Source organism: uncultured Gilvimarinus sp. (assembly GCF_963975215.1).
Classification (GTDB): domain Bacteria; phylum Pseudomonadota; class Gammaproteobacteria; order Pseudomonadales; family Cellvibrionaceae; genus Gilvimarinus.
In genome coordinates, this window is the sequence record NZ_CAXBFW010000023.1 from 33,189 (window position 1) to 50,552 (window position 17,364).

At 54.7% G+C, this 17,364-nt stretch carries 18 protein-coding genes; 11 read left to right on the forward strand and 7 right to left on the reverse strand.

What is annotated here, in order from left to right; genetic code table 11:
* Positions 1-86 precede the first annotated feature (86 nt).
* Together glnA and AAC019_RS13805 are read left to right on the forward strand one after the other, a co-directional pair.
* Positions 87-1,490, forward strand: a complete 1,404-nt coding sequence (glnA, locus tag AAC019_RS13800) for a glutamate--ammonia ligase (RefSeq protein ID WP_339899607.1) — start codon at positions 87-89, stop codon at positions 1,488-1,490.
* A 129-nt stretch (positions 1,491-1,619) separates the two neighbouring features.
* Complete coding sequence (locus AAC019_RS13805) at positions 1,620-2,159, forward strand: DUF4124 domain-containing protein (RefSeq protein ID WP_339899609.1); 540 nt, start codon at positions 1,620-1,622, stop codon at positions 2,157-2,159.
* A 6-nt stretch (positions 2,160-2,165) separates the two neighbouring features.
* Here the strand turns inward: AAC019_RS13805 and AAC019_RS13810 are convergent, their stop codons facing one another.
* Positions 2,166-2,327 carry a hypothetical protein gene (locus AAC019_RS13810; protein ID WP_339899610.1) on the reverse strand — a complete coding sequence of 54 codons (162 nt, stop codon included), beginning with the start codon at positions 2,325-2,327 and terminating at the stop codon, positions 2,166-2,168.
* A gap of 51 nt (positions 2,328-2,378) precedes the next feature.
* Between AAC019_RS13810 and glnL the strand changes: the two genes are divergently transcribed.
* The 6 genes from glnL (at position 2,379) to AAC019_RS13840 (ending at position 7,331) form a co-directional block, all read left to right on the forward strand.
* The gene (gene glnL / locus AAC019_RS13815) at positions 2,379-3,482 is read left to right on the forward strand and encodes a nitrogen regulation protein NR(II) (protein WP_339899612.1); all 1,104 of its coding nucleotides are present in this window, start codon (positions 2,379-2,381) and stop codon (positions 3,480-3,482) included.
* Positions 3,469-4,893, forward strand: coding sequence for a nitrogen regulation protein NR(I) (gene glnG, locus AAC019_RS13820; protein WP_339899613.1), 1,425 nt, complete (start codon positions 3,469-3,471; stop codon positions 4,891-4,893). Before glnL ends, glnG begins: the two co-directional genes overlap by 14 nt.
* 123 nt (positions 4,894-5,016) lie before the next feature.
* Positions 5,017-6,366, forward strand: a complete 1,350-nt coding sequence (locus AAC019_RS13825) for an alanine/glycine:cation symporter family protein (RefSeq protein WP_339899645.1) — start codon at positions 5,017-5,019, stop codon at positions 6,364-6,366.
* 70 nt (positions 6,367-6,436) lie between these two features.
* Positions 6,437-6,613, forward strand: coding sequence for a hypothetical protein (locus tag AAC019_RS13830; protein WP_339899614.1), 177 nt, complete (start codon positions 6,437-6,439; stop codon positions 6,611-6,613).
* The gene (locus tag AAC019_RS13835; RefSeq protein ID WP_339899616.1) at positions 6,613-6,858 is read left to right on the forward strand and encodes a DUF2164 domain-containing protein; all 246 of its coding nucleotides are present in this window, start codon (positions 6,613-6,615) and stop codon (positions 6,856-6,858) included. The genes AAC019_RS13830 and AAC019_RS13835 overlap by 1 nt, the downstream gene beginning before the upstream one ends.
* Entirely contained in the window at positions 6,855-7,331 is a 477-nt protein-coding gene (locus AAC019_RS13840; RefSeq protein ID WP_339899618.1) for a GNAT family N-acetyltransferase, read from the forward strand. Before AAC019_RS13835 ends, AAC019_RS13840 begins: the two co-directional genes overlap by 4 nt.
* A gap of 83 nt (positions 7,332-7,414) precedes the next feature.
* Here AAC019_RS13840 and AAC019_RS13845 read toward each other — a convergent pair whose 3' ends face one another.
* From AAC019_RS13845 to AAC019_RS13860, 4 genes are all read right to left on the reverse strand, one after another.
* Positions 7,415-8,743 carry an outer membrane protein transport protein gene (locus AAC019_RS13845; RefSeq protein ID WP_339899619.1) on the reverse strand — a complete coding sequence of 443 codons (1,329 nt, stop codon included), beginning with the start codon at positions 8,741-8,743 and terminating at the stop codon, positions 7,415-7,417.
* Between the two features lie 264 nt (positions 8,744-9,007).
* Entirely contained in the window at positions 9,008-9,322 is a 315-nt protein-coding gene (locus AAC019_RS13850; protein ID WP_339899647.1) for a hypothetical protein, read from the reverse strand.
* 109 nt (positions 9,323-9,431) lie between these two features.
* Positions 9,432-10,625: a mechanosensitive ion channel domain-containing protein gene (locus AAC019_RS13855; RefSeq protein ID WP_339899621.1), complete on the reverse strand. Its 1,194-nt coding sequence runs from the start codon at positions 10,623-10,625 to the stop codon at positions 9,432-9,434.
* Positions 10,626-10,784: 159 nt separating this feature from the next.
* On the reverse strand, positions 10,785-11,711 hold the full coding sequence (locus tag AAC019_RS13860; RefSeq protein ID WP_339899623.1) for a LysR substrate-binding domain-containing protein: 927 nt from the start codon (positions 11,709-11,711) through the stop codon (positions 10,785-10,787).
* Positions 11,712-11,850: 139 nt separating this feature from the next.
* Here AAC019_RS13860 and AAC019_RS13865 point away from each other — a divergent pair, with 139 nt between their 5' ends.
* From AAC019_RS13865 to AAC019_RS13875, 3 genes are all read left to right on the forward strand, one after another.
* Positions 11,851-12,123, forward strand: a complete 273-nt coding sequence (locus tag AAC019_RS13865) for a DUF2798 domain-containing protein (protein WP_339899625.1) — start codon at positions 11,851-11,853, stop codon at positions 12,121-12,123.
* Between the two features lie 106 nt (positions 12,124-12,229).
* The gene (locus AAC019_RS13870; protein ID WP_339899627.1) at positions 12,230-12,640 is read left to right on the forward strand and encodes a Dabb family protein; all 411 of its coding nucleotides are present in this window, start codon (positions 12,230-12,232) and stop codon (positions 12,638-12,640) included.
* A gap of 162 nt (positions 12,641-12,802) precedes the next feature.
* Positions 12,803-13,336 carry a peroxiredoxin-like family protein gene (locus AAC019_RS13875; protein ID WP_339899628.1) on the forward strand — a complete coding sequence of 178 codons (534 nt, stop codon included), beginning with the start codon at positions 12,803-12,805 and terminating at the stop codon, positions 13,334-13,336.
* A 35-nt stretch (positions 13,337-13,371) separates the two neighbouring features.
* Here the strand turns inward: AAC019_RS13875 and AAC019_RS13880 are convergent, their stop codons facing one another.
* Positions 13,372-14,793 carry an MATE family efflux transporter gene (locus AAC019_RS13880; protein ID WP_339899630.1) on the reverse strand — a complete coding sequence of 474 codons (1,422 nt, stop codon included), beginning with the start codon at positions 14,791-14,793 and terminating at the stop codon, positions 13,372-13,374.
* A 218-nt stretch (positions 14,794-15,011) separates the two neighbouring features.
* Positions 15,012-16,781 carry an SLC13 family permease gene (locus tag AAC019_RS13885; RefSeq protein WP_339899632.1) on the reverse strand — a complete coding sequence of 590 codons (1,770 nt, stop codon included), beginning with the start codon at positions 16,779-16,781 and terminating at the stop codon, positions 15,012-15,014.
* Positions 16,782-17,364 lie beyond the last annotated feature (583 nt).

Genomic DNA, 17,364 nt, shown 5'->3' on the forward strand with positions numbered 1-17,364 from the left:
ACCGAAAATACGCTACCACGTATTTTCAATAAGTTTGATTATTAACGACCGTAGCCCTGCTGGCTATTACAAACTGGAGGCACTCGATGTCTAGAACACTGGATCTGATCAAAGAACACGAAGCTCGCTGGGTAGATATGCGCTTTACCGATACTCGCGGTAAAGAACAACACGTAACCATTCCCGCATCTACCATCGACGACGACTTCTTTGAAGAAGGCAAAATGTTTGATGGTTCATCCATCAACGGCTGGAAAGGCATTAACGAATCAGACATGATTTTGATGCCCGACGACGCAACCTCGATCGTCGATCCATTCTCTGAAGACGCGACTATTATCATTCGCTGTAACATCGTTGAGCCTACCACCATGCAAGGCTACGATCGCGACCCACGCTCTATCGGCCTGCGCGCTGAAGAGTACTTAAAATCTACCGGCCTGGGCGACACCGCTCTGTTCGGTCCCGAGCCTGAGTTCTTTGTTTTTGACAGCGTACACTGGGCCTCAGAAATGGGCGGCGCGTTCTACAAAATCAAATCTGAAGAAGGCGCCTGGTCTTCTGGCGACGACTTTGAAGACGGCAACGCCGGCCACCGCCCAACCGTTAAAGGCGGCTACTTCCCCGTGCCTCCGGTCGACTCACTGAACGATCTGCGTGGCGCTATGTGTAACGCCATGGAAGCCATGGGCCTGGAAATTGAAGTTCACCACCACGAAGTGGCCACTGCCGGTCAGTGTGAAATCGGTGTTGGCGCCAACACTCTGGTGAAAAAAGCCGACGAAGTTCAGATTCTGAAGTACTGTGTACACAACGTAGCGCACGCCTACGGCAAAACCGCTACCTTTATGCCTAAGCCGCTGATTGGCGATAACGGCTCTGGCATGCACGTACACCAATCTTACTCTAAAGACGGCGTTAACCAGTTTGCCGGTGACGACTACGCTGGCCTGTCTGAAACTGCCCTGTACTACATCGGTGGTATCATTAAGCACGCGCGCTCACTGAACGCTTTCTGTAACGCCTCTACCAACTCGTACAAGCGTTTGGTACCTGGCTTTGAAGCCCCTGTTATGCTGGCTTACTCGGCGCGTAACCGCTCTGCGTCTATCCGCATTCCGTTTGTTACCAGCCCTAAAGCCAAGCGCGTTGAGACTCGCTTCCCTGACCCAACCGCCAACCCTTACCTGTGCTTTGCGGCACTGCTGATGGCCGGCCTTGACGGTGTTCAAAACAAGATCCACCCAGGTGAAGCAGCCTCTAAGGACTTGTACGACCTGCCACCAGAAGAAGAAGCACAGATCCCAACCGTGTGCTCTAGCCTGGAGCAAGCTCTGAACGCCCTGGAAGACGACAACGAGTACCTGCAAGCTGGCGGTGTTTTCACCAAAGACTTTATCGACTCTTACATCGAGTTGAAAAAAGCCGACATCCAGCGCCTGCAAATGACTCCGCACCCAGTAGAATTTGAAATGTACTACAGCCTGTAAGTCACCCGAGCCCGACACGCTCGCGTGTCAATGCTCACAAAAAGGCCCGATCAGCAATGATCGGGCCTTTTTCTTTGCCGGCCGACACGCTATCTTATAGCCTTGGACGGTCAATCGCAGGACAGCACCATGAAACCGCACACAGGACAAAAGCTTTTTATTGCCGCTCTGCTGCTATTTGCGGCAAGCGCACAGGCCGAGGTGTATAAGTCCGTCGACAAGTACGGCAACGTCACCTATACCGACGACCCGGGCACCGCGCAAAAAAGCGGTAAGTCGGAGAAAATCGAGGTGCGCCCCACCAATGTTATGCCCGCCGGCAAAGCCATTGAAATTACCGAGCCGGAAGCCTCCAGCCAGTCCGAGCGCGACCGGCCGAACTACGCAATTCGTATCGTCAGCCCGGCCGACGAGCACACAGTCACCCCCGGCCAACGGGATTTAATTATCGCCGTCAGCTTGCAGGCCCCGCTGCAAGATAACGCCCAAATCGCCTACTACATGGACGGCGAGCTGCTGGGTAAAGGCACCGTTAACAACTACTCGATTCGCGAGATCTATCGCGGCGAACACAAAATCTACGCCCAGGTGGAATCGGCCAAGGGTAAAGTGCTCTCCAAAAGCGCGACCGTAACGGTTTATGTGCACCGCGCCTCGGTTCTGAACTAACCGCTCTCAAGCAGCCCTAAATTGCATCACACCCCAAATAAGGGCGCATTCTGCGCCCTGCTTTAACGCAAAAGCACCATTTTTGTGCAAAAATAACGAAGACTCTTTAACAATCATGACGAAAACGCCCGTTTTTCGGGCTTTTTCGCTTTGGTTCGCTATTTGCATAGTGCACCTCTATCAACCACCGCAACGCGGTCTTTGGAGTAGTAAGCCGACGTGACGCCCCAGGATATACACAAACCACTGCTGGACAGCCTGAGCACGGCCATCATTTTGCTCGATAGCCACCTGCAGCTGTGCCACATGAACCCAGCGGCCGAAGTACTGCTGTCGATTAGCTGTGAGCGCTGTCAGGGCGAGGCGATTACGCATTTTTTTCACGAGTCAGCCGATACCGCCGGCGAGCTGCTGCAGGCGGCGCGCAATGCCGATCATTACACCAAGCGCCACGCCGAGTGGCAGCTGCTAAACGGCGAGCAAATTACGGTGGACTACACCGTAACGCCTTTTACCAACAACGACGGCCTGGTGATCGAGATTTTACCCATCGACCGGCTGCTGAGAATTTCACGCGAAGAGATGATGGCCTCGAGCCAGGAAACCACCCGTGGCTTGATTCGCGGCATGGCCCACGAGATTAAAAACCCACTGGGCGGTATTCGCGGCGCGGCGCAGCTGTTAGCCCGGGAGCTGCCCGGCGACGCCTTTACCGAGTACACCAGCATCATCATCGACGAGGCCGACCGACTGCGCAACCTGGTCGATCGCATGCTCGGCCCCAACCAGCTGCCACAGCAAAGTGATTTAAACATTCACGAAGTACTTGAGCGGGTAGCCACGATGGTTCGCGCCGAGAGCGACGATGCCATTCGCATCGTGCGCGACTATGACCCAAGCATTCCCGATATGCACGGCGACAAAGAGATGCTGATTCAGGCATTGCTCAACATCGCCCGCAATGCCATGCAGGCGATGCTCGAAAACCAGACGCTGGCGCCATCGCTGACATTGCGCACCCGGGTGCGTCGCCAATTTACCATTGGCCGCCAACACCACCCGCTGGTGACACATATTGAAGTGATTGATAACGGCCCCGGCATCCCCGAAGAAATGGCAAAGCAGATTTTTTACCCGATGATATCGGGCCGCGCCGAAGGCACCGGGCTTGGGCTGACTATCTCACAACACCTAATTCATCAACATCAGGGGCTGATCGAGTGCCACAGTGAGCCGGGCGAAACCCGCTTCTCGCTGTTCTTGCCAATGGCCGCCTCCAACACAAACTCAACACCAATGAGAAACCGCCATGCAGAAGTCTAATCGAGTTTGGATCATTGACGACGACCGTTCTATCCGCTGGGTGCTAGAAAAAGCCCTGCAGGGCTCGAACATCGAAACCCGCACCTTCGACTCGGGCGATGCAGCCCTTGGCCAACTGAGCCGCGAAGTACCCGATGCCATCGTCAGCGATATTCGCATGCCTGGCGTCGACGGTTTGGGGTTACTGTCCACCCTGCACGCCAACCACCCGACGGTGCCGGTGATTATTATGACCGCCCACTCAGATCTAGACAGCGCCGTGGCGGCGTACCAAGGCGGTGCGTTTGAATACTTACCCAAACCGTTTGACGTCGACGAGGCCGTTGCCGTCGTACAGCGTGCACTGGCCCACGCCGAGGAGCAAAAGTCCGAGCGCAGCCACCCGGACGCCGTCGAAATTGATACGGAAATCATCGGTGAAGCGCCCGCCATGCAAGAGGTGTTTCGCGCCATCGGACGCCTGTCACAATCCAACATCACTGTGCTTATTAACGGCGAGTCGGGCACCGGTAAAGAGCTGGTGGCGCGCGCGCTGCACCGCCACAGCCCGCGCCGCAACGAGCCGTTTATCGCGTTAAATATGGCCGCCATCCCTAAAGACTTAATGGAATCCGAACTGTTTGGCCACGAGAAAGGCGCCTTTACCGGGGCCGCTACCCAGCGCCAGGGCCGCTTTGAGCAAGCCAACGGCGGCACCCTGTTTTTGGATGAAATTGGTGATATGCCCGCCGAAACACAAACGCGCCTGCTGCGGGTATTGGCCGACGGCGAGTTTTACCGCGTCGGTGGTCACACCCCGGTGAAAGTGGATGTGCGTATCATTGCCGCCACCCACCAGGATCTGGAAAACCTGGTGACCGAAAACTCGTTCCGCGAAGATTTATTTCACCGCCTAAACGTGATTCGCATCCATATTCCAAAACTCGCCCAGCGCCGCGAAGACATCCCTAAGCTGGCGCAGTTCTTTTTGCAAAAAGCCGCTAGCGAGCTGAATGTCGACACCAAAATTCTGCTCTCCGAAACCGAAGAGTTTTTGTGCAGCTTGCCCTGGCCGGGTAACGTTCGCCAACTGGAAAACACCTGCCGCTGGATTACGGTCATGGCATCGGGCCGTGAAGTTCACACCGAGGATTTACCCCCCGAGCTGATGGACAACAAAGAGGGCAACGCGCCGGCTGATGACTGGGAGAAAGCCCTGCGCCACTGGGCCGATCAAGCGTTGGCCCGCGGCCATCACCAACTTCTTAGCGAGGCCGTACCCACGTTTGAAAAAGCGCTGATCGAAACGGCTCTAAAATACACCGCAGGTCGCAAGCGCGACGCCGCCAACCTGCTGGGCTGGGGCCGCAACACCCTGACCCGTAAACTCAAAGAGTTAGGTATGGCCGGCGCCGAAGAAGCCAACAACTAAACCTGCATTACGCCGGGCTATTCAGATGGCCCGGCGTTCCCCGCTCCCCGTTCCCCGTTCCCCGTTAGCATGCTAGGGTATATCCCGTATATTTATTAACGGGAGGATGTCGTGGCTAACTGGATGGAGCAATTCGCCAGCTTTATGTGGGGTACGCCCCTAATTTTACTGCTGGTGGGTGGCGGTTTATTTTTTCTGCTCTACAGTCGCGCCCTTCCCTACCGTCACTTCGGCCACGGTTTTACGATTCTCACCGGCCGCTACGACAACAGCACCGATAAAGGCACACTGAGTCATTTTCAGGCCCTCACCACTGCCCTGTCGGGCACACTCGGGCTCGGCAACATTGCCGGTGTGGCACTCGCCATTACCGCCGGCGGGCCGGGCGCCGTATTTTGGATGTGGCTCACGGCCATCGTGGGTATTGCCACCAAATTTTTTACCGGTACCGCTGCCGTTATGTACCGGGGGTATGACAGCCAGGGAGCGCTACAGGGCGGCCCAATGTATGTCATCCGCGAAGGTCTGGGTAAACGCTGGATCCCTCTGGCGATATTTTTTGCCTTTGCTGGCCTGTGCGGCACCCAGCCGGTGTTTCAAATTAATCAGCTGGTGGCCATGTTGCGTACCTCTGTCGCCTACCCACTGCAACTGGCCAGCGAGCAATCACACCTCGGCTTTGACTTAGCAGTCGGCATTGTTGCCGCGCTACTGGTGCTGGCGGTTATCAGTGGCAACCTGCCGCGCGTGGGCAAAGTAACCTCGCGTTTAGTGCCGGCCATGGTGGTCGGTTATATGCTAATGACGCTGGGCATCCTGATAACAAACCTGAGTGAAATACCCGCCGCCTTCGCCTTAATCTTTCAAGACGCGTTTACCGGTCAGGCAGTAGCTGGCGGCGCGTTAGGCACGGTGATTCAAGTAGGGGTTAGCCGCGGCGCTTTTTCTAACGAGGCGGGTATTGGCACAGAGTCCATGGCGCACGGCGCCGCGCGCACCAACGAGCCCGTGCGCGAAGGGCTAGTGGCGATGACCGGCCCGGTGATCGACACCTTAATCGTCTGCACCTGTACCGCCCTGGTGATTCTTATAACCGGCGTCTGGCAAAGCACCGAGGCCGATGGCGTAACACTCACCGCCAACGCTTTTAGCAGTACCTACGGTAACTGGGGCCCACTGCTGTTAACGATTATGGTAATTTTTTTGAGCCTTAGTACCATCATGACTTTTTGGTACTACGGCAGCAAATGCTTGGGCTTTTTAATCGGCGCACAACACCAACATCATTATGTCTGGGCCTACTGCCTGTTGATTATCGCGGGTAGTGTTGGCTCGGTAGGGGTTATTTTTAATTTTTTAATTGCGATGTATGCGGCCATGGCGATACCCACAATGATCTCCGCCCTGATCCTCGCGCCGCGTATCATGCAGGCAGCCAAAGAGTATTTTGCGCGGCAGCAAGATGACGGATGACGGATGACGGATGACGGATGACGGATAATTGTGCGGGATCCGCGATAGCAAGTGAAAGGATATAAAAATCATGGCAGCCGACAGCCTGGCCCGCTACCTAGCCGATAGAAAATATATTGATTGGCAGAGTAAAACCGTACAACAAAAAAGTGCGGCGCTGACTCGCGGACTCACTAAAAATACCGACAAAGCCAAGGTTAACTCACTTCCCGACATACCCGTAATTACGCCTTTAGGAGAACAATAATGAAATTTTCCGATCAGGAGAAAGACGTTATCGTGAACAAAATTCAGGGATACTTTCGCGATGAGCTAGACCAAAGCATTGGCAGCTTTGATGCGCAGTTTCTGTTGGATTTTTTTGTCAAAGAAATTGGCCCGTATTTTTACAACCGCGGCTTGTACGATGCAGCGGCACTGTTGAGCGATAAAATGGACTCTATCACCGACGCCATTATTGAAATAGAAAAACCCACGGAGTTTACGCGTTGATACAGATTACACCTGTCGACTACAACAACCGGCAACACACGGCGACTCTTATAGATTTATTGGATGCCTACGCACGCGACCCAATGGGCGGCGGCCAGCCGTTAAGTGATTTTGCTCGCTGCCACATTATTGCCGGGCTCATAAAGCACCAAGGCATCTCTTTATTGGCGTTTGTCTCGCAAAAGCCTGCGGGGCTGTTAAATGCCTTTACCGGGTTCTCGACCTTTGCGGGAAAACCATTAATCAATATTCATGACGTGGCAGTATTACCGGAGTTTCGCGGGCAAGGTATCAGCCAACAGTTATTGCAAAATATCGAGGGTATCGCCCGCGAACAAGGCTGCTGCAAATTAACGCTAGAGGTATTGAGCGGAAACAAAATTGCCGCCTCGGCCTACCAAAAATTTGGCTTTAGCGGCTACCAGCTCGACCCGCAAGCGGGCCGGGCTGAGTTTTGGGAAAAGAAGTTGTGACGGGGTACGGGGTACGGGGTACGGGGTACGAAATAATTATCCGCCCCCGTTCTCCGTTATCCGTTCCCCGTTCTCCGTAAAAATCAAAAACGCCAGTTTAACTGTGCCCCAAAAATATCCACGCTGCTGTCAAACGAGCCGGCCAGTACTGCCGGGCCAGCGGCGGTTTGCGACTCTTCACGCAGCGAGGCGTCGTCGACAAACAAGTGGGCGTAGCCAAAATCCAGCGACAAATGGCTCGATAGCTCCCAGTTTGCCCCGACACTTAACCAGGTGCGATCGGCATCGGGAATGCGCGGGCTAACATGCTCTGGGTTGCTTTGCGGTGTTTCATCTAAGGCGATACCGGCGCGCCAGGTCCAGGCGCCTGTGTCGATACTCGTACCCAACGCATAGCGCATAGTGTCGTCGTATTGCAGGTCCAGTTCGTCTACTTGTTGGCCGTTGCCGCTGTTAGTGACTTCAACATTTTGAATACTGCTCCAGCTTGTTTGAGCGATATCGGCGTGAAACGCCCAGCCATCCGAGACATACTGCGTAAAACTAACGGTAAGGGTATCGGGCATATTAACCGGTGCCTCGATGTCGCCGGATAAGGCCTGTAACCCCCCGGCACACAAAGTCCCCGTGGTGGGCGCCGGTGGTGCACCAGTGGGGTAGCCAGCGCCGGGCATACAGGCGGCGTTGTTAGTAAACTCGGCGTCGCCATCGAGCTTAAACTCGCCACCTTCACGCCATACAACACCGATACTGGTGCGCTCTGACGGCGTAATTAACACACTTAAATCCAGCACAAAGTCATCGTCATCACCCGATATTTTAGCGCTGCTATCGGTTGACGGATCGGGTGCTATACCCAAGGTTGAGTCCACCTGACTCTGTAAATCGGCCTCAATCATTTGATAGTTAATACCGGCGCCCACCGCGATAAAATCGCTTATTTCCCAGGAGGCGGTGGCATTGACGTTAACCAGCTGCAACTCACTGTAGGTTGCCGAATAGCGCCCGGCCCAGTCATCACTAAAGCTACTGGAGAGCCCAAAGGGAGCATTAACGCCAAAACCCACGGCCAATCTATCCCCCAAGGGGAGCACAGCGTAGCCGTTAGGGATAAAGCCCAACTCGTCGGTGGTATCACCGCCACCGGTATAGCTCGAACCCTCGTCGTTAAACTTGGCGTTAGTGGCAACCAGATTGGCACCCGCGGTAAAGGATACGCGATCGAGCTTGGTCATACCGGCAGGGTTAAAGTAAACGGTGCTGGCATCGGTAATATCAGAGCCGGTGCCGGCAAATGCTTTACCCAGGTGCGCCGGGCTTTGTTCCAGCAACTGAAAAGATGCACCGTGGGCTAAAAATGGGGCTATAGCTAGGGTTGTGGCGAGTAGCGTTTTATTAAATTTATTAGGCATAGATGACTCCTCTGCGTCGCCAGGCGACGAAATCAGCGATACACCAAGTAGCCCGCAGGCCACTTACAGTGCTATCGGCAAGTGCAATCGGCGGTTACGGGTATTGCCCTACGGGAAGGCCGCACACAGTTTCCGCAACATGTCGGGATAATGTTACCCGCACGCTGCCCTAAGCCTAGCAGAAGCCAGAAAAAAATCAGCATCTCTTAGTAAAATTTGCGATTACCGCACAATTATCAACCACCCGTTAGCGATAAGCAGTGGCTATTTCGGCCCCTCTGTTGCCTTGGGTTTCTCGGGTGCCGCCCAAGGCGCGGGCACTAGTGCCTGCTCGGGCTGATCGATAAAGTGCGGCGACATAATCTGCAAATCGGCCTCGGCAAATACGTCCTGTATATGCTGGTGCAACTCAGACAAAACGGCCACTTTTATCTCGGGTTTATCAATATGCACCAGTAACCGATACTCGACATACCAATCGCTTAATGCGGTTTGCCGCACATTGGGCTCGGGTTTGTCGCGCACCCCATCGGTACGCTGGGCAGCGTCTAGCAGTAAATGGGGTGCACCTGAGGCCAGGGGGTGTCGTAACCAATAGTCACCGAGGTAGAAATAATAACACCGTCGGGTTTAGCCAGGCGGCTGTAGTTAGTACTCGAGGCATTTAACAGCACCGCATTGGGAATGGTTATCTCTTCATTTTGATGGTTTTAATTTTGGTCGACAACACGCCAACCGTGGTCACGGTGCCTTCATAATCCGAGACTTTTACATACTCGCCCGGCTGAAACGCACGGGAGTAAACCACAATTAAACCACCCAGTACCTGACTGACGATACCGGCCGAGCCGAGCGACACAATTAAACCTAAAAATACACTGACGCCTTTAAACGCTTCAGTATCCGAGCCCGGGATATAGGGGTAGGCAATCACAATTGAAAACAGCCACACCAAAACCACAATAACGCGACGGGTCGCCTTGGCGGTTTCCGGGTCAAACAGGCTCGAGCGCAAGCGGCCTCGCTCAATGCGCGAGAACACATTTTTAACCATGTCGTTAACAATACTGGCCAGCCAAAAAATGACCAGCACCATAATAATATCGGGAATCGAGCCAATAATTCCCAAGCCAATTTCTGTGACAATATCGACGATATAATCGGTCAGCCTTTGGCCAAAACCCACCGTGTACGGAAACTGGCGCATCACATACGCCAGCCACAAATAACTGAACAACGCGATCAACGCCATTAATAACAATCGCGCCAAGCTTGACAGCATCGACACCAAATAAGGCACCAGATAAATACCGCCAACGTTTAGCCGGCTCGCCACCGCCGCCGGGTTATTGCGCTTTTCCAGCCAGGCTAATAACCGCTCGCGGCCGCGCAATAAAAGATAAATAATGCCGCCAAAACACAGTGAGGCAATAGCGGTATAAATCGCGCCTTTGAGCAACAGCTCGGGTCGTTTTTGCGCATCGCGCCGCTCCAGCCACACCTCTAACCGAGCTTTGACTTGTTCGGCATACTCGCCAATGGTTAGCTTTTCGGGTGCGTCATCATCCAGCAGGCCAATCACCCGCTGATCATTCACCATAACCCAGGCGCCTTTGTAATCTTGCTCCTGAACCAGGTTGACGGACACATCATACGATCTGGCAACCGGAATTGCGCGAATGCGCTCGAGGGTTGTGCTAGCCCGCTGCTTGGGAGTGTACTGCCGGTACTGCGCCCGGATCGTGGTGATATGCATACCCCATAAATCAACAGCGCCTGGGGCCACAGCCTCTACCGGTTCGTGCAGCGGCTCGTCTTGTGCGGCAACCATCGCCGCAATCACGGCAAACCATACGACTATTATCCAGCGCATTAACGGCATTCATCCATCCCCCAAGGCATACAGCAACTTTTGTTTGCTAGCGAGATTTACTATAGCGCAAGCGACTTTGCGGCGAGTAATTTTCTGTCGCTTATTAACCCGCCCTTAAAGGGAGCACCGCTAACTTTGAACGGTTATTTTTTTTGTCGTCAGGTAGGCTTATGGCGCTCGCCAATCCGGCGGAACGGCCTCTAACAAGTAATCGCGAAACGCCCGAACCTTGCCCGTCAGTTGGTGCCGGTCGCCGACACAAAAATAAAAATCCAGTGGCTCTATCTCGGCTACCGCCGCCCCCGTGCCAACGGGACTAAACAGCTCCACCAGCTCGCCCCGCTCGATAAAAGGCGCGGCAATAAACGCACCTAAACGCGTAATACCGGCCCCCGCTACCGCCATACGCGCGAGTGTATCGATGTCGTCACTGATCGTCGACGCCCGCACCGGAGGGTAAAAAAGCTCACCATCGCGAACAAAGCCCCAGCGCAAAAACCGGCCATCCAGCGGAAACCGAAACACCAGACAGTCGTGCTCTTGCAGCTGCTCCGGTGCTTTCGGTACACCTCGCACGGCCAAGTACTCGGGCGCGGCGCAAAAGATTGATGGCACGCGCGCAATATGCCGCGCGACCAACCCCTCCTCCAGCGCCGGCTGAATTCGGATACTGACATCGACCGACTCGCGCACATGATCGACATTGCGATCGGTCGCCATCAGCTCGATACTAATGTGCGGATACAAGCGGTTAAACGCGGGAATAAGCGGCGCCAGCACATGTCGGGCAAACGCTGCCGTGGCGGCAACACACAGGCGCCCGCGCGGCTCATCATGCAACTCGCTCACCGCTTCACTGGCCGCGTTTAGCTCGTGCAGCAATAATCCCACTCGCTGATAATACACGCGGCCACTGTCGGTAAGGGCCAGGCTACGGGTGGTACGCACCAACAGCCGCACCCCCAACTGAGACTCCAGCCGGGTGATGTTTTGGCTCGCCGCGGCGGGGCTTATCCCCAGGCGCCGCGCCGCCCCGGCAATGCTGCCCGCCTCTACCGCCCGCACAAAGCTCTCGATACCTCGCAGACTATCCATACCTACCCACCCAAAACCAAAACAAACATAATAGCCAAATCATTCGTAACTTTAGCTTATTGCTACTATCACTCCCAAACCTCTACCGGCACCGCTGCCAGCACGCTACCTTGACGGCACAACCACCGCAGGAGGTTCTATGACTCAATCCAAAGCAACAGAGCAAAACCCAGCGCTTCGGCGTAAATTACACCCGCGATACACCCCTATCGTATTTTCATTTTATATGGCCAGCATTATGGCGCTGCTGATGTGCGCACTTATTACCGCAGTAAACCGGGGGCTAGACGACGCATTTTTTAGCTTGGTGTGGCGGGCCTACCAGGTGGCGATGCCCTGCGCCTTTGTTTGCGTACTAATGGTTCGCCCGCTGGTGCTTAAGCTGGTGAGCTGGACAGTCCACCCGCATTAAGCATGCGCCTCAGGCAAAGAACTGTTAAACCGTAAGCTGGCGCTGTGCAAAACTATGGGGTTTGCTACTATTGCTGCACAACAATACCCCAAAAATGGAGAGCACCATGAGCGATTCATCCCGCCGCCAGTTTCTGGCCGGCGCCGCTACCCTAAGCGCGGCGGCTGCTATAGGCACCGCACAGGCCGCCGAAGACTGCAGCAGCCTGCCACCGGTGGTACACAAGGTGTACTTTTGGCTTAAAAACCCCGACTCAAAAGAAGATCGCGAGCAGCTAATAGCCGGGTTAAAAAGCCTGGGCGCGATTGAGCAGGTAAAAGGCATTCATATTGGCGTGCCGGCCTCCACCGAGCAGCGTGAGGTCGTAGACAACAGCTATCAGGTATCGGAGTTACTGTTGTTTAACAGTGCCGCCGACCAGGATGCTTATCAGGTGGACCCTATCCACCTTAAGTTTGTCGAGCAGTGCAGCCACCTGTGGAGCAAAGTAGTGGTATACGATTCAATCGCCGTATAACCCCCCCTTGTGACAGGCTCGGCCTGAGCCTGTCACTGCGTGCCCCAACATATTTTAAGCCCGGCCCAAACATGCTGGCTGGCTTAATTCTTGCTCCTCCTGTCTATGGGAGTGGACGCACCGTCCGCCAAGCCGCACATGTTGGTTATAGGGAGCACACAAATGAGATCCAACAAAATATCCGCCGCCGCTGTATTTCCGGCACTTACCGTAAAAGATACCGCCGACAACGAGGTGTTTCTCGGTCAGCGAAGCTCCGATACGGGCTGGAAACTGGTGGTGATCTACCGGGGCAAGCACTGCCCGATTTGTACAAAATACTTAAATCAACTCGAAGCTTACAAGCAGCGCCTGGCCGACATAGAGGTCGAGTTAGTCGCCGTATCGGCCGACAGTGCCGCGCAATTAAAAGAGCATCAAGAGCAGCTCGATGTCTCTTTCCCGCTGTATTACGGCTTAAGTATCGAGCAAATGAAAGGGCTAGGTTTATACATTTCCGAGCCGCGCTCGGAGCAGGAGACCGACCACCCGTTTGCCGAGCCGGCGCTGTTTGTCATCAACAGTGAAGGACGCATTCAGGTCGCCGACATTGCCAACGCCCCCTTCTCGCGGCCGGCACCCGACACACTGGTATCGGGCTTAGAGTTTCTGCGCGATCCGGCCAACGATTACCCCATTCGCGGCACCTATTCTTAACCCCTGCCTGGCGTTAACCCGCCTGGTGTTAACGGCTAGCGGAAGCCCTCTTCCGCTAGTGTCTCGCGCGTTACCTGCAGCGTTTGCTGCTCATCCTCGGTGATGCGGGTGTGCTTCCAGCCGCCGCGGGCAAACCAGCACACAGACACCAGTGCCACGGCAATATTGGTAACCGGAAACGACCACCAAATACCCGACGCACCAAGCTCGGTATGCTTGGATAAAACATACGCCACTGGAAACTGAAACATCCACTGCGCCAGCAGCGCCAGTACCATGGCGTTAACCATATTGCCCGAGGCACGAAACGCCGAGGCAATACAAAGCTGCACCGCGATACCGCCCCACGCCAGCGCCATAATTTGAATAAAGTGCGCCCCCTCGCGAATTACGTCCGGGTCGTCGGGCACAAAAAAAGCAATAATCGCCGGCGCGATAAAATAAGCGCACACACCCAACACCGTTAACGCGGCGCCGCCAATCAGCACACCTAATTTAGTGATTTGCGCCGCGCGCTCAAGGTTACCCGCGCCGATGTTTTGCCCCACGAGGGTCGATACCGACATCGACAGCCCCATTGCCGGGATGGTAATCAGCTGTAAGATATTCGAGCCGATACCGTAAGCGGCGATGGTCAGGGTGCCAAAGCTGGCCGCCAAAAATGACATCACCATCAAACCCAAACTGCGGGTAGACAACTCCACAGAACCCGGAAACCCCAGAAAAAACGCCTTTTTAATATAACTAAGATCGGGCCGAAACAAACCCCACGACAACGCAATACCATGACGCCCACGCAGCATTACCAGCAACCCGGCACTCGCCGCTAAACACTGGGTGATAAGCGTGGCACCGGCGGCGCCTTGCACGCCCAAAGCCGGTATCGGCCCCCAACCAAAAATCAGCAATGGGTCTAAGCCAAAATTTAGCAGCACAGTGACCAGCACAATTAACAGCGGAATGCGCGTTTCGCCCACACCGCGCATTAACGACTGAAACATAAAAAAGATAAATACAAAGATAACCCCAATAAAAGACACCCGCATAAAGCCCAGTGCCCCCTGGTACACCTCGGGCGCCACACCCAGCAGCGCTAAAAAGTGCGGCGCCAACCAAAACCCCAGCCCACCCAGCAATACCGACGTCAGCGTTACCATCAGCATGGTTTGCGCCGCCACATGGTTTACCCGGTCTTGTCGCCCGGCCCCGATATACTGCGCGGTAAGTGTTGCCCCGGCCATGGCCAACCCCGAGCCAATAGCGATAACCAAAAAGGTAACCGGCATACTTACTGACACGGCGGCTACCGCCTCGGCCCCTAACCGCCCCACCCAAAAAGCATCGGTTAGCTGATAACCGGCCTGCAGCACATTGGCCATTACAATGGGCGCAGCCAGCACAAACAACGCGCGAAAAATAGAACCACTTAAAAACAAGGCCCGACGGTCTTGTGCCATAACAACTCCCCCAGCATGGCTCGCCACAAAAACATCCTTAAGCTAACCATAGTGCAATTACGCAAAAGGGCCTGTAAAAGAAGTGCAAAGCCCAGGTACCTGTGCGAGCAAACACACAAGCAATGTTATTAGCCCCTGTTAGCGCGCGGCCGCGCCATAAACAAAAAGGCCGCGCTAACAGCGCGGCCTACATGCAAAAGCGGCTAAAACAAAACTCTTTACAGCGCCAGCGGCCAACCCAGCGCCAGCACGGTGACAGTGGTAAGGCCCACCAACAAACTCATGGGCACACCGGCCTTTAAAAAGTCAGTAAAACGGTAACCACCGGGGCCGTAAACCATTAGGTTGGTCTGATACCCCAGCGGCGTACTAAAGCTGGCCGAGGCCGCCATCATGGTCGCCAACACAAACGGCTCGGGGTTAAGCGAGGCTTTTTGGGTAAGCTCCAATACCACCGGCAACATTAAAATAGCCGCAGCATTATTGGTAATCGACTCGGTGAGTAACCACACCGCCAGATAAGTTAAAAACAGCAGCAACACCGGGTGCCCCAGCCCCGCCACCAACAAGCCATCGGCCAGCCACTGGGCGACGCCGGTTTTGTACATGGCGTTACCCAAGGCAAACGATGCCGCAATGGTTAGCAGTACTGTCGGGTCGAGGCTTTTTTGCGCCTGCTGCGCCGAGCAGCAACCGGTAATCATCATCGCTGCCGCGCCCAACAGGGCGGCATTAAGCATGCTCATTACCCCAAATGCCGCCGCCAGTACGATCGCCAACAAAATGCCCCAAGATAAATAAGCCCGCTGATGACGCGGCGGCTCGGTGCCTAAATCGCTAATCAGCAAAAAGTCTTTGTTGTATTTTTGCCGACTGACAAACGCCGGGCGCGCCTCCAGCAACAATGTATCGCCAGGCTTAAGCTTGGTGGTACCCAAATTGCCCGGCAGCCGCTCGCCGTTGCGCGCTACCGCCAACACCGCCGCCCCGTAGCGCTCGCGAAACTGCGCGTCGCGTACCGTTTGGTTAATGCAAAAGCTATGAGGTGAAATCACCGCCTCTACCAGGCGCCGCTCGCGGTGCTCGCGCGCCAGCGTCGGCTCGCCATCGGTCGAGGGCACAATGCCGCGAATACGCAGCAAATCCGAAATCGCCTCGGTATTACCGGCAAACACCAGGCGGTCGCCGCCTTGCAATTGCTCCTCCGAGCTTACCGCCGGCACAATCGCCCCGGCGCGCTCAATCTCGACCAGGTAAATGCGTTTAAGGTTGCGCAGCCCCGCCTCTTCTACGGTTTGGCCGACCAGCGGGCCATCGGAGGCTACCGCCACCTCCAGCGTAAACTCGCGCAGGTTGCCAAACATGGCTTTTTCCTGGCGGTCGGGCAAGTGTTTAGGAAACACAAAATACATAAACAGCATGCCCACAATCACCACCGGCAAGCCCACGGCGGTAATCGAAAACAGCGAGAAGCCGGCACTGCCGGTTAGCTCCTGGTACTGACCATTCACAACCAGGTTAGTACTGGTACCAATCAGCGTTAAGGTGCCGCCCAAAATGGCCGAGTAACTAAGGGGAATCATCAGCTTAGAGGCTGGGATATCAATTTGCCGCGCCCAGGCCCGCACCGCCGGAATCATAGTCGCGACGACCGGGGTATTGTTTAAAAACGCACTCAGCAGCGCCACGGGCACACCAATACGCATTTGCGCCAGGCGCACACTGCGCGGGTGGCGCAACACATTCTTCACCAACAGGTCGACCCCGCCCGAGCCGTGGATACCCGCGGCCACCACAAACATCGCCGCCACCGTCAGCACCCCGTGGTTACTAAAGCCGGCAAACGCCTCGGTGGCGGTCAAGATGCCAGTGGCACTGAGAATGACCAGTACCCCCATCATCACCAGATGCGCCGCGATGCGAGTAAAAATCAATACCAACAGTGCACCCACCGCCAAACCCAGCGATAACAACCCTTGCCATTCCATTTACGTAGACCCAATTACTGACAATAAGGCCGCGAGCATACCGAAACTTAGGCGACAGGAAAAATAGTAATTTCTGCTAGGGTTATAACTGGTTTGTATAAGTGGGGTGGGGATATAGTCGGAGGTCGGAGGTCGGAGGTCGGAGGTCGGAGGTCGGAGAGGATTGCAGAATCTCCCCAGCCAGCCGTGAGGTATACCGGGAACGTACAGTTAGTGTCCAAATGTGCAGTGCCCGACGCACAAGGGTATCCGCCATGTGAAACGCACGCACACAATTTTATTATTATGCGTTGCGCTTAATTATATATTTGTGCCTCTCTTCAAGCCCTCACAGAATAAGACAATCCATTACATATTTCTAATAGCAAGATGCTTTCGTGACACACGGCACAAACTTAAAAACAAAAGTAAAAAGCCTCTCATTCGACTTAAGTTCAAATTGACAATAAGGTGCTGCAGGACTTAAATCTGCGGTGCTGTTCGCTAGCCAGTAGCCAAATAATGAATCGCGAAGCCATGTTCGTTACTCATTATTAGCTTTTAGAGCTTAAAGGATGTACGGCGACACCGGTTAGCGCTTAAC